This is a genomic window from Caballeronia sp. Sq4a, from assembly GCF_023170545.1.
GTDB lineage: Bacteria > Pseudomonadota > Gammaproteobacteria > Burkholderiales > Burkholderiaceae > Caballeronia.
This window is the reverse complement of record NZ_CP084250.1, coordinates 1,847,669-1,859,896: the sequence shown is the minus strand read 5'-3', so window position 1 is coordinate 1,859,896 and position 12,228 is coordinate 1,847,669. Positions and strand designations below refer to the sequence as shown.

Sequence of the window (12,228 nt, the reverse complement as noted above, 5' to 3'; positions counted from 1 at the left end):
TTTCAGTCAAAGCAAAGCAATGAGCGAAGTGAATCAACCGGCTTCCGAAGACGAAGCGACCAATCAACAAGCAGCGCCGACCGCGTTCGAACTGATCGGCGGCGAGGAGCGCGTGCGCGCGCTCGTCGACCGTTTCTACGATTTGATGGACCTGGAGCCCGAGTTCGCCGGCATTCGCGCGCTGCATCCGCCGACGCTCGACAATTCGCGCGACAAGACCTTCTGGTTCCTGTGCGGCTGGATGGGCGGGCCGGACCACTACATCAGCCGCTTCGGGCATCCGCGGCTGCGGGCGCGGCATCTGCCGTTCGCCATCGCGTCGAGCGAGCGCGATCAATGGCTGCGCTGCATGGCCTGGGCGATGGAGGACATCGGCCTTCCCGAGCCGCTGCGCGAGCGCCTGCTCACCTCGTTCTTCGATACCGCCGACTGGATGCGCAACCGTCCCGGCTGATTCGCCCCGTTGTGTACCGGGCGAGGCCGCGCCGGTTTGCGGCATCATCTGCGATCACCCAAGGCATTCGAGGACACGAAGTCATGACTACACGCGCGCTCTTTCGCGAGGACGCTTATCAAAGACGCTGCGATGCGACCGTCACCGCCATCGACGAGGCGGGCATCCATCTGGACCAGACCGTGTTTTATCCGCTCGGCGGCGGGCAGGCGGGCGATGCAGGAACGCTGACGCTCGCCGACGGCACGGTCATCGCCATCGCGGATACGCGCAAGGCCAAGTTCGAAGGCGCGACGCCCGACGATGCCGTGCATGTGCCCGCGCCCGGTCAGGAAGACGCGCTCGCGAAACTCAAGGTGGGCGACACGGTGAGCGCGGAAATCGACTGGGAGCGGCGGTATCGGCATATGCGGCTGCACACGGCGAGCCACCTGATCTGCGCGGTGCTGCCGTATCCGGTCGATGGTTGCAGCATCACGACCGACTACGCGCGGCTCGATCTCGCGACGGTCGAGCCGATCGAGCGCGAAGCGGTGGAAGCGAAGCTGCGCGAACTCGTCGGCGGTTCGCACGACGTGCGCACCGAATGGATCACCGACGACGAAATGTCCGCGCGCCCCGAACTCGTCCGCACGATGAGCGTCAAGCCGCCGATGGGCCTCGGCCGCGTGCGGCTGCTGCGCATCGAGAACGTGGACTTGCAGCCGTGCGGCGGCACGCATGTGCGCAATACCGGCGAAATCGGCACGCTGCGCATCGCCAAGCTGGAAAAGAAGAGCGCGCGCACGCGGCGGCTCGTGCTGGAACTGGCTTGACGGTCGTGACTGTCGATCCGCGCGCGCACGACGTGCTGGACTTCTGGTTCGGCGCGAACGGTTCGCCCGAGTTCGGCACCGAGCGCAAGCAGTGGTGGAGAAAGAAGCGCGCATTCGACGCGATGATCGCGGAACGCTTCGGCGCTCTGCTAGACGAAGCGCAGGCGGGCGGCCTGGAAGCGTGGGAACGCGAGCCGCTTTGCGCGCTCGCGCTGATCGTGGTCCTGGATCAGTTCTCGCGCAACTGTTATCGCAACACGCCGCGCGCCTTCGCCGGCGACGCGCGGGCGCTTGCGGTCGCGAAGAAGCTGGTCGGGCAGGGCGACGACTTGCGGATGCCGAGCGCCTGTCATCGCGCGTTCGTGTACACGCCGTTCGAGCACGACGAAACGCTCGCCAGCCAGCGCGAATCGGTGCGCCTTTTCGCGAAACTGCGCGACGACACGGGCGTCGCGAGCTTCTACGACTCCGCGCTGAGACACGCGGAAGTCATCGAACGATTCGGGCGCTTTCCGCATCGGAACAGGATACTCGGACGCGAGACGCTGCCCGCCGAAGAAGCGTGGCTCGCCGAGCACGGCGGTTTCTAGAACTCCGTCGATAGTCACGCGCCGCGCGCCGACTTATTTTCATCGCTTTGCTTTTGCGGGAACGCGATGAAAGACTTCAGCAAGATCACACTGGTTTCCGTGACGGGGCTGCCCGATGCGACGCGCGCCGTGTATGCGCTCACGCTGAGCCTGCGCCAGATGCCCGGCGCGCGTGCCGTGCTGTGCAGCCCGCGGACGCCCGCGAGTCTGCCGCCCGGCATCGAGCATCGCAAGATCGCGCCGCTCGATTATCAGGAATACTCATGGTTCATGATGTACGCGCTCTGGCGCGTCGTGGAGACGGAGTTCGCGCTGATCGTCCAGGATGACGGCTGGGTGCTCGACACCGCGAACTGGACCGACGCTTTCCTCGACTACGATTACGTCGGCCCGATGGCGCACGTCGGACGTATCGACACCGGCGAAGGCACGCGCTGGGTCACGCACTACGCGTGGAGCGCCGAACTCGGCAAGCCCGGGCAGACCGTGATGCCGGTCATCAACGGCGGCTTTTGCTTGCGCAGCCGGCGCATGATGCGCGCGCTCATCGACCATCCCGAGATCCGGATGACGATTCCCGCGCCCGACAAGATCGGCGGCGATCCGCTCAAGGTGGAATGGACGAACTGCGCGCTCAACGAAGACGTGCAACTCACGTGCGTGCTGCGGCCCGAACTGGAAGCCGTCGGGCTGCGGTTCGCGCCGGTCGAGATGTGTCTACGCTTCGGGATCGAACACGCCGGGGCGGCGCATCGCGACGTCGACATGATGTCGCTCTTCGGGCAGCACTGCAAATGGCGGCGCCTCATCGGCATCGATCCGCCGGTCATTCAGTATCGGACCAAGCGCAGCATCGCCGAGCGCGCGTTTCGGGAAATGGATATCGCGCGCATGCTCGAAGCGCGCGGCTATGAACTGCGCTTCGCGCCCGAAGACCTGTGATGCGCGGGGCGCGAGCTTAACGTCCGCCCGTCACGTCCAGAATCGCGCCGGTCACATACGACGACGCATCCGAGAGCAGCCAGACGATCGATTCCCCGACTTCGTCCGCCGTGCCGGGGCGTCCGAGCGGCGTGTGCACGCCGAGCACGTGCGCCCGGTCCGGCTTGCCGCCGCTCGCGTGGATTTCGGTTTCGATGAGGCCGGGGCGGATGGCGTTGACGCGCACGCCTTCCGGGCCGAGTTCCTTGGAAAGCCCGATGGTCATCGCGTCGATCGCGCCTTTGGAGCCCGCATAGTCCACGTATTCGTTCGGCGACCCGAGCCGCGCCGCCGCCGACGACACGTTCACGAGCGAGCCGCCGTGGCCGCCGCGCGAGCGCGACAGACGCCGCGCCGCCTCGCGCGCGCACAGATACGCGCCGAGCACGTTGGTGTCGAAAATGCGCTTGAGCCGCTCGATGTCCATGTCGGCCAGAGGCGCCCCCGGCGCGACGATGCCCGCGTTGTTCACCACGCCGTCGAGCTTGCCGAAGGCTTGCTCGGTGGCGTCGAACATGGCGATGATCGCCGCTTCGTCGCGCACGTCGCCGGCTATCGCGATGGCCTTGCCGCCCGCCGCGCGGACCGCCGCGACGGTTTCTTCGGCGGCCTGCGCGTTCGACGCGTAGTTCACGCCGACCGACCAGCCGCGCGCGCCCGCGAGAATGGCAGCCGACCGGCCGATGCCGCGGCTCGCGCCGGTGATCAGGATGACTTTAGACATCGCTCGATTCTCCTTAGACTGCGTTGCGTTTCTCGGACCACTTGTCGTTCGCGGGCGGCGTGTAGGCCGCGAGCTTCGCGATCATCTCGTTCGGCTCGGCGGCCACCTGGATCATGTCCAGAAACGGCTTGCGCATGAAGCCTTCGTCGATGGTATGACGCAGCATCGACAGAAGCGGATCGAAATAGCCGTTCACGTCCAAAAGGCCGACGGGCTTCTGGTGATAGCCGAGTTGCGCCCACGTGTAGACCTCGAAGAACTCTTCGTACGTGCCGACGCCGCCGGGCATCGCGACGAAGGCATCGGCGAGATCGGCCATCTTCTTCTTGCGCTCGTGCATGTCGGGCACGACGTGCAGTTCCGTGAGATCCGTATGGCCGACTTCCTTCGCGAGCAGCAGTTCGGGAATTACGCCTACCGCGCGTCCGCCGGCGGCGAGCACTTCATCGGCGATCAGGCCCATCAGCCCGACGCGGCCGCCGCCATACACGAGCGACAAGTTCGCCTCGACGAGCGCGCGGCCGAACGCGCGCGCGGCTTCCGCATAGACGGGGCGGGCTCCGGGGGCGGAGCCGCAATACACACACACTGCCTTCATTATCGGGAATCCTTCGGTGTTTCGTTCTTCGATGCGCTGGCGGCATCGTCGCGCGGCGGCAGGAAGTCCGCGAATCCGCGCTTGGGCATCTTACCGGACACCAGATCGTCGAAAAGCTGGCGCGAGCGGCCGCGCAGATACGGCGCCATGATCGAGATGATGTGCACGCTCACCTGATGAAGCTCCGCGCGAATCGCTTCCTGATCGTTGTACTTGCGCGGGTTCATCACGTACTGATACGACAGCCAGTACGTGGCGATCACGCCGATGTTCGTTGCGATGACCTCGATCTCGGCGGGCGTCGCGACCATCTCCTGATCGGCGACGAGCGCCTCGCACAGCTGCTGCGCAAAGCGCACCTTGTGCGTGATGATCTGCTTGAAGTGCGTTTCCAGCGTGCGGTTGCGCGCGAGAAGGTCGTTCAGGTCGCGGTACAGAAAGCGATACGTCCAGAGAAAATCGGCCATGTACTGCAGATAGGACCACATCTCGTCGATGGTCGGCCGGTGATCGTCCGGAAAGCGCAGGCGCTTTTGAATCTGCTGCTCGAACTGCGCGAAGATGCTGTTGATGATGTCGTCTTTGTTGCGGAAATGGTAGTACAGATTGCCTGGACTGATTTCCATCTCCTCGGCGATCGTCGTCGTGGTGACGTTGGGTTCGCCGATATCATTGAACAACTTCAGCGACAGCTCGAGAATCCGTTCGCGGGTACGGCGGGGAGGTTTCGCTTCCATGTCGTCCGACCTTGGCATCCGGTTGCGGCGGCCTCGTGCAAGCATGCCCGCGTCCGGTTCCGTTGCTATTTTTGAGAATATCGGACGATTATAAACCGCTCGTTCTCCGTTCCGGACGCGGCCTCGCTGACCCGGCGACGACTTTATGAGATACCGCCTGCTCAAGCCAAAAGACGCCCGAGCCACGCAGCCGCGGCGGGCGCATGCGGCCACAGAATCATGGCCCACGTGAGCACGCATACCCCGAGCGCGACCATCACGGCGGCGCTGCCGAAGTCCTTGGCGCGCTTGGAGAGTTCATGGCGTTCGAGCGAGATGCGGTCGATCGCCGCCTCGACGCTCGAATTCAACAGCTCGACGATCAGCACCAGCAGCACGGAGCCGATCAGCGCGGCTCGCTCGACCGGCGCCACCGGCACGAGAAGGCTGCACGGCAACAGGATGGCGGCGAGCGTCAGTTCCTGCCGGAAGGCGCTTTCCTCGCGGATCGCGATGCGAAAACCTGCGATCGAGTTCTTCATCGCGTGCCAGGCGCGCGTGAAGCCGCGATTGCCCTTGTACGGATTGAAGGGCAGGTCGTCGGTGCCGAGCGGTTCGGTCGCCTGAGCGTGCGAATCGAGCGAATCGAGCGAATCGACGCCGGCGTCGGTTTCGTCGTCGAACGGGTCCATGATGCGGCCCGCCGCCGCGCGGGCGTTCGCTTCGGCGCGTTCCTCCGCCAGCGGGCGACGCGTCATGCGGGCGCCCGGTCGGCGCGCGGCGCGCGCGGCTCGAACTGCCGCAAGTGCGACGCGAACTGCTCGGACGCCGCGCGCCACGAGAAGCGTTCGGCCCAGGCGCGCGCGTCGGCCCGGTCGATCTTCAGCGCCTGAAGGCACGCCTCGCGAAGGTCGTCGTTGAGCGCGCCGGGTCCGTGTTCGCCGAGCACGTCGATCGGACCCGTGACCGGATACGCCGCGATGGGCGTGCCGCAAGCCATCGCTTCGAGCAGCACGAGGCCGAACGTATCGGTGCGGCTCGGAAACACGAAGACATCGGCGGCGGCGTATACCTTCGCGAGTTCCGGCTGCGACAGCACGCCGAGATAGTTGACGTTCGTGTAGCGAGATTTCAGCTCGGCGAGCGCCGGGCCTTCGCCCGCGACCCACTTCGAGCCGGGCAGGTCGAGCTTCAGGAACGCTTCGACGTTCTTCTCGATCGCCACGCGCCCGACGTACAGAAAGATCGGCCGCGCGGTGTTGAGCACCTTCGAGTCCATCGGATGGAAGATGTCGAGATCGACGCCGCGTGTCCACAGCACGACGTTCGTGAATCCATAGGCCTCCAGATCTTTCTTGACCACGGGCGTCGGCGCCATCACCGCCTGCGACGGTCCGTGGAACCAGCGCAGAAAGCGATACGTCATCGCGAGCGGAATGCCGAAGCGCGCTTTCACGTATTCGGGAAAGCGCGTGTGATAGGCGGTCGTGTACGGCAGCTTGTGACGCAGCGCGTACGCGCGGGCGGCGAGGCCGAGCGGGCCTTCCGTCGCGATGTGCAGCGCATCCGGATCGAACGCGTCGATGCGCTCGGCAACATGACGGCCCGGCATCAGCGACAGGCGAATCTCGGGATAGGTCGGGCAGGGAATCGTCTTGAATTCGAGCGGCGTGAGCATGTCCACGCGATGCCCGAGCGCCGTCAGCTCCTTGCTCGTATTCTTGAGTGTGCGCACGACGCCGTTGACTTGCGGCTCCCATGCATCGGTCACGATCATGATCTTCATTGCGGTTCCTCGTGTGGCCTGATGGCTGCGTTCACACCGTCGCGCGGGCTTTCGCGGCCGGCTGTCCGGGCGCGCGCATGACAGTCCAGTAGACGACCTTCAGTTCGCCGTCGTAGGTCTCGACGAGCGCGGAGAGACTCTCGACCCAGTCGCCGTCGTTGCAATACAGGATGCCGTCGATATCGCGAATCTCGGCCTTGTGGATGTGCCCGCACACGACGCCGTCGCAGCCGCGGCGGCGCGCTTCGTCGGTCATCACGCGCTCGAACTGCGAGATGAAATTGACCGCGTTCTTGACCTGATGCTTCAGGTACTGCGAGAGCGACCAGTAATTGAAGCCGAGCTTCGTGCGCACGCGGTTGAACCAGCGGTTGAGCAGCAAGATCGCGGTGTACGCGGTGTCGCCGAGATAAGCGAGCCATTTGGCGTGCTGAATGACGCCGTCGAAGAGATCGCCGTGGACGATCCACAGGCGCTTGCCCGCGAGCGTCGTGTGAAACGCCTCGCCGCGCACGTGAATGTCGCCGAACGCGAGATCGCAGAACTGGCGCGCGGCTTCGTCGTGATTGCCGGGGATATAGACGACCTGCGTGCCCTTGCGCGCCTTGCGCAGGATTTTCTGCACGACGTCGTTGTGCGCCTGCGGCCAGAACCAGCCTTTGCGAAGCTGCCATCCGTCGATGATGTCGCCGACGAGATACAGGTAGTCCGATTCGTGATGCCGCAGGAAGTCGAGCAGATAGGCGGCCTGACAGCCGCCGGAGCCTAAGTGGATATCCGAGAGCCAGATCGTGCGATAACGATGCGTTCCGTCCGCCGATTCGCCATCGACGACGGGCGACGCGGCTTCAGGCGAATCGGACGAATCGGGCACGAGCGCCGACGGATCGACGCGCAAGCCGGAACTGCGAAAACGGTAAGCGGTGGAGGGATCGAATGCCGGCGTGACTGTCGGGTGGAGGGCCATTGGCTCGCGCATCGAGTTTTGGTATGCGCATTACGCCGTGCGGCCGTGACCGAGCCGTGACAGTCACGAGAAGTTCGTATTACACGGGGAGTCGGGCAGGGGATGACTTACGCGGCGACGATGCGCGTGCCGGCGAGGCGGTCGTGCAGGAACTGGCGGCCCGGATCGAGCCAGACGGCTGCCGCCCATAGCGCGATCCAGACGGCGAGCACGATCAGCGTCTGCGGCACCGCCAGCGAAAGGAGCGGGTGCAGCGCGAGCGGCGGCAGGAACCATAGCCACGCGAGCACATAGCGCGCTAGCGCCCGGCCGACGGTGAGCGGCTCGCCGCGCGCATCGACGACTTTCAGGCGCCAGGTTTTCATCGGCAGCGTCTGGCCGCCGTGCGTCCAGAACCACACGAAATACGCCGCCAGCACGAGGCCGATCCACGACATCAGCCAGTCGTGATGCGTGAGGCCGTTGCGCTGCTGCGTGAGCGTGCTGAAGAGATATCCGGCGATGAACACGACGCCGAACAGGATGACGCCTTCGTAGACCATCGTGGAGAGCCGCCGGCGCAGGCTGGGCGCGCGAAGCGGCGGGATGGTCGCGGTGGCGGAGACGCTCATCGCGCGATCACGAACCGTTGTACATCGAAGGCGCCTGCTGCGGCGAAACGGGAATCGGCGTGGCCGGGACGATGCTCGCGGCGTTCGGCACGGCGGGCTGCAACGGCGTGCCCGATGCCGGCGCGCCCGCGCCCGGCCCGGCTTCCGCATGCGAAGCCGCGTGGCCCTGCTCGCGCGCCGCGACGAGACGGTTGATGTCCTTCACTTCGGCTTTGCCGGTCGGCGGCGCGCTGACCACGGTCGGGCGGCGGCCGCGCTCGCTTGCGGCGAGCTTTTTCTTTTGTTCTTCCGAGAGCTTCTGATACGCGTCCCAAGCCTTCTCGCGCTTGTCGGGCGGCACGAGCTTCGACACCTGGTAGTTTTCCCGCGCGACCTTGCGCTGGTCGGGCGTCATGCGCACCCATTCCTCCATGCGCTGCTGCAGTCGCTTCTGCGCGTCCGGCGACATGCGGTGATAGCGCGATGCGATCTTGAGCCACTTCTGCTTGCGCTCGTCGCTGAAGGAATCCCACTGCGTGGCGAAAGGCGCGAGCGCTACGCGCTGTGCCTCCGTCAAACGGCTCCACGAAAGCGGATTGTCCGATGAAAGCGCGGCAAGCGGCGAGAGCGACCCGTCCGCGCCCGCGCTTGCGCCGCTGGGCGCGGCGGCGGACACGGACGCCGTGGCGGAGGACGAATAGAAACGCGGGTAAGTAGCGGCGAACGCGACCAGACCCGCAATCGCGCAGCCGAAGACAATCGCGAGACCGCGCTTGTAACTCACCCGAATTTCCCCCGCTCGGTTTGATGCTTAGTGATTGCGCGTCAGATACGCGTTGAAGCCGTGATCGAGATAAGCGTCGAGCGGCAGGCTGTCGCTCATCATGGCCGCGTCGATGTCGGCGAGTTCGGCCTTGCGCTGCTGGTCTTCCCAGTAAGCGATGCCCGCGAGCGCCACGGCGAGCGCGAACACCGGCCCGGCCAGCCCGAAGCCGCCCAAGCGCGCGAACAGGCTCTTGCGACCGCTTGCGTCGCCGGAATCGCCGGCCGAGAGCGTGGCGCCCGCGCCGGCCAGAACCGGCGTGAACACAGGCGCGGCGGCGGTGACGGCCACTTTCTCGGGCTTCTTGCGCGCGATCGCGGCGCGGCGCGCCTCAGCGAGCCGATCCATTGCGGCGGCCGGAATGGCCGACGTGCTTTCGTCGAGCGCGCGCACGACCTTCAGCGCGAACTCGATTTCCTTCGTTTCAAGAGCGGAACTCATAGCGTGATCCCTTTGGCTTTCAGGGCTTGCGCGAGAGCGTGCGTGGCGCGTGAACAGTGCGTCTTCACGCTGCCCTCGGAGCAGCCCATCGCGGCGGCCGTCTCTGCGACATCCATATCTTCCCAGTAACGCATGAGAAAAGCTTCTCGTTGACGCGCCGGCAATTTCTGGATTTCCGCGTCGATCAGGTTGAGCACCTGCTCGCGTTCCAGCCGGCTCTCGCTGCTTTCGCTGCCGGTCGCGCCGTCCTCGGATTCGAAGGTTTCGAGCGGGTCGAACTCGTCGTCGTCCGCGCTGCCGAACGAGGAGAACAGGCTGATCCAGGTATTGCGAACCTTCTGGCGGCGAAAGTAGTCGTGCGTCGCATTCTGGAGGATACGCTGGAACAAAAGAGGAAGCTCGGGCGACGGCTTGTCGCCGTATTTTTCCGCGAGCTTGATCATGGCGTCCTGGACGATGTCGAGCGCCGCGTCGTCGTCGCGGACGGTGTACACGGTCTGCTTGAACGCGCGTCTTTCGACGCCCGCCAGAAAATCGGCGAGTTCCTTGTCTGATGCCATCCGTTGGGGACCCGGCGCAACGAATTTGCGTCGAAAGAGATTGTGGAGTTCCAGGAAAACCTGCGGATGCTAGCAAATTTTCGCTGTCGCGGGAGGATCGGGAAACGATTTGTTGCGCCGTATTGCGTGCTCAGGGCGTGCGAGAAACGCCCGGACGAAGCATTCCAAGCGTGGCGGGGAAATTTTTGCTTGACCGTGCGCGCAAAAACGGGCTATCGTTCCCGACTCGCATCATAAAGTGAATTGTCTGCTTTGAGGCGAGCCCAAGAAGTTCGCCTGTCAAACCAAGACGCGCCGCTTGAACCCGAGCCACAAGCCCGGCAGAGAGCACCCGATCAATTTTTTGCCGAAAATTCGAAAGGTGATGAATGAACATGCCTAGCGCGGAATTCTCCACGTCGGATACCACTCCCTCTCACGAAGCCGATTCCATCGGCGCGACCGTGCTCATGCGCGCGCTCGCCGACGAAAACGTCGAGTTCGTGTGGGGCTATCCCGGCGGCTCGGTACTCTACATCTACGACGAGCTGTACAAGCAGGACCAGATTCAGCACATTCTCGTGCGCCACGAGCAGGCCGCCGTGCACGCCGCCGACGCGTATTCGCGCTCGACCGGCAAAGTGGGCGTGTGTCTCGTGACTTCCGGCCCGGGCGTCACCAATGCCGTCACCGGCATCGCCACGGCCTACATGGATTCCATTCCGCTCGTCGTCATCAGCGGGCAGGTGCCCACCGCGGCCATCGGCCTCGACGCGTTCCAGGAATGCGACACCGTCGGCATCACGCGGCCCTGCGTCAAGCACAACTTCCTCGTGAAGGACGTGCGCGATCTCGCCGCCACCGTCAAGAAAGCCTTCTACATCGCGCGCACGGGGCGTCCCGGCCCGGTGCTGATCGACATTCCGAAAGACGTGTCGAAAGCGCCGTGCCGCTACGAGCCGGTCAAGAGCGTGTCCCTGCGCTCGTACAATCCGGTCACGAAGGGCCACTCCGGCCAGATCCGCAAGGCGGTGCAACTGCTGTTGTCGGCCAAGCGCCCGTACATCTACACCGGCGGCGGCATCATTCTCGCCGACGCATCGCGCGAACTGAACCAGTTCGCCGATCTGCTCGGCTATCCCGTCACCAATACGCTGATGGGTCTGGGCGGCTATCGCGCGAGCGACAAGAAGTTCCTCGGCATGCTCGGCATGCACGGCACGTACGAAGCCAACATGGCCATGCAGCATTGCGACGTGCTGATCGCCATCGGCGCGCGCTTCGACGACCGGGTGATCGGCGACCCGAAGCACTTCGCTTCGTCGCCGCGCAAGATCATTCATATCGACGTCGATCCGTCGTCCATCTCGAAGCGCGTGAAGGTCGATATCCCGATCGTCGGCGACGTGAAGGAAGTCCTGAAGGAGCTGATCGAGCAGCTTCAGCACGCGGAGCACGGGCCGGACACGGCCGCGCTGAAGTCGTGGTGGGACGAGATCGAAGGCTGGCGCGCGAAAGACTGCCTCGCCTACGACCGCAAGAGCGAGATCATCAAGCCGCAGTACGTCGTCGAAAAGCTCGCGGAGCTGACGGACGGCAACGCCTTCGTGTGTTCGGATGTCGGCCAGCATCAGATGTGGGCGGCGCAGTTCTATCCGTTCAACAAGCCGCGCCGCTGGATCAACTCGGGCGGCCTCGGCACGATGGGCTTCGGCCTGCCCGCCGCGATGGGCGTGAAGATGGCCTATCCCGACGAGGACGTGGTCTGCATCACGGGCGAAGGCTCCATCCAGATGTGCATTCAGGAGCTCTCGACCTGCAAGCAGTACAACACGCCGGTCAAGATCATCTCGCTCAACAACCGCTATCTCGGCATGGTTCGCCAGTGGCAGCAGATCGAATACAAGAAGCGCTATTCCAGTTCGTACATGGACGCGCTGCCCGACTTCGTGAAGCTCGCCGAAGCGTACGGCCACGTCGGCATTCGCGTCGAAAAGACCGCGGACGTCGAACCGGCGCTCAAGGAAGCGCTGCGTCTGAAAGATCGCACCGTGTTCCTCGACTTCCAGACCGATCCGACCGAAAACGTATTCCCGATGGTGCAGGCAGGCAAGGGCATCACGGAAATGCTGCTCGGCTCTGAGGATCTATAACGCGGCTTTGTCACGCGAGGCTCGCGCGCGCCTGTCTTCACAAAGGACGAG

At 64.5% G+C, this 12,228-nt stretch carries 15 protein-coding genes; 5 read left to right on the top strand and 10 right to left on the bottom strand.

Annotated features, from left to right (window positions below):
• The first annotated feature begins 19 nt into the window (after positions 1-19).
• From LDZ24_RS08850 to LDZ24_RS08835, 4 genes are all read left to right on the top strand, one after another.
• Positions 20-454, top strand: a complete 435-nt coding sequence (locus tag LDZ24_RS08850) for a group II truncated hemoglobin (protein WP_248320132.1) — start codon at positions 20-22, stop codon at positions 452-454.
• Between the two features lie 83 nt (positions 455-537).
• Entirely contained in the window at positions 538-1,269 is a 732-nt protein-coding gene (locus LDZ24_RS08845) for an alanyl-tRNA editing protein (RefSeq protein ID WP_248320131.1), read from the top strand.
• Positions 1,266-1,859: a DUF924 family protein gene (locus tag LDZ24_RS08840; protein ID WP_248320129.1), complete on the top strand. Its 594-nt coding sequence runs from the start codon at positions 1,266-1,268 to the stop codon at positions 1,857-1,859. The genes LDZ24_RS08845 and LDZ24_RS08840 overlap by 4 nt, the downstream gene beginning before the upstream one ends.
• Before the next feature lie 66 nt (positions 1,860-1,925).
• Positions 1,926-2,801: a DUF5672 family protein gene (locus tag LDZ24_RS08835; RefSeq protein ID WP_248320128.1), complete on the top strand. Its 876-nt coding sequence runs from the start codon at positions 1,926-1,928 to the stop codon at positions 2,799-2,801.
• A 16-nt stretch (positions 2,802-2,817) separates the two neighbouring features.
• Here the strand turns inward: LDZ24_RS08835 and LDZ24_RS08830 are convergent, their stop codons facing one another.
• The 10 genes from LDZ24_RS08830 to LDZ24_RS08785 form a co-directional block, all read right to left on the bottom strand.
• Positions 2,818-3,564: an SDR family oxidoreductase gene (locus LDZ24_RS08830; protein WP_248320126.1), complete on the bottom strand. Its 747-nt coding sequence runs from the start codon at positions 3,562-3,564 to the stop codon at positions 2,818-2,820.
• A 13-nt stretch (positions 3,565-3,577) separates the two neighbouring features.
• A complete protein-coding gene (locus tag LDZ24_RS08825) occupies positions 3,578-4,162 on the bottom strand; it encodes a TIGR00730 family Rossman fold protein (RefSeq protein ID WP_248320125.1) in 585 nt (194 codons plus the stop codon).
• Positions 4,162-4,899 (bottom strand): TetR/AcrR family transcriptional regulator, encoded by a 738-nt coding sequence (locus LDZ24_RS08820; protein WP_244846821.1) that lies wholly within the window; start codon positions 4,897-4,899, stop codon positions 4,162-4,164. Before LDZ24_RS08820 ends, LDZ24_RS08825 begins: the two co-directional genes overlap by 1 nt.
• A 161-nt stretch (positions 4,900-5,060) precedes the next feature.
• On the bottom strand, positions 5,061-5,636 hold the full coding sequence (locus LDZ24_RS08815) for a diacylglycerol kinase (protein ID WP_248320123.1): 576 nt from the start codon (positions 5,634-5,636) through the stop codon (positions 5,061-5,063).
• A complete protein-coding gene (locus tag LDZ24_RS08810) occupies positions 5,633-6,664 on the bottom strand; it encodes a glycosyltransferase family 1 protein (RefSeq protein ID WP_248320122.1) in 1,032 nt (343 codons plus the stop codon). The genes LDZ24_RS08815 and LDZ24_RS08810 overlap by 4 nt, the downstream gene beginning before the upstream one ends.
• Before the next feature lie 31 nt (positions 6,665-6,695).
• Positions 6,696-7,631, bottom strand: coding sequence for a UDP-2,3-diacylglucosamine diphosphatase (locus LDZ24_RS08805; RefSeq protein ID WP_248320121.1), 936 nt, complete (start codon positions 7,629-7,631; stop codon positions 6,696-6,698).
• A 107-nt stretch (positions 7,632-7,738) separates the two neighbouring features.
• Positions 7,739-8,242, bottom strand: a complete 504-nt coding sequence (locus LDZ24_RS08800; protein ID WP_248320119.1) for an RDD family protein — start codon at positions 8,240-8,242, stop codon at positions 7,739-7,741.
• 7 nt (positions 8,243-8,249) lie between these two features.
• Entirely contained in the window at positions 8,250-9,005 is a 756-nt protein-coding gene (locus LDZ24_RS08795; protein WP_248320117.1) for a DUF3106 domain-containing protein, read from the bottom strand.
• Positions 9,006-9,032: 27 nt separating this feature from the next.
• Positions 9,033-9,485: a DUF3619 family protein gene (locus tag LDZ24_RS08790; RefSeq protein ID WP_248320116.1), complete on the bottom strand. Its 453-nt coding sequence runs from the start codon at positions 9,483-9,485 to the stop codon at positions 9,033-9,035.
• On the bottom strand, positions 9,482-10,045 hold the full coding sequence (locus LDZ24_RS08785) for an RNA polymerase sigma factor (protein WP_248320114.1): 564 nt from the start codon (positions 10,043-10,045) through the stop codon (positions 9,482-9,484). Before LDZ24_RS08785 ends, LDZ24_RS08790 begins: the two co-directional genes overlap by 4 nt.
• 368 nt (positions 10,046-10,413) lie before the next feature.
• On the opposite strand from LDZ24_RS08785, the gene LDZ24_RS08780 reads away from it, so the two are divergent.
• Entirely contained in the window at positions 10,414-12,177 is a 1,764-nt protein-coding gene (locus tag LDZ24_RS08780; RefSeq protein ID WP_175944241.1) for an acetolactate synthase 3 catalytic subunit, read from the top strand.
• Positions 12,178-12,228 lie beyond the last annotated feature (51 nt).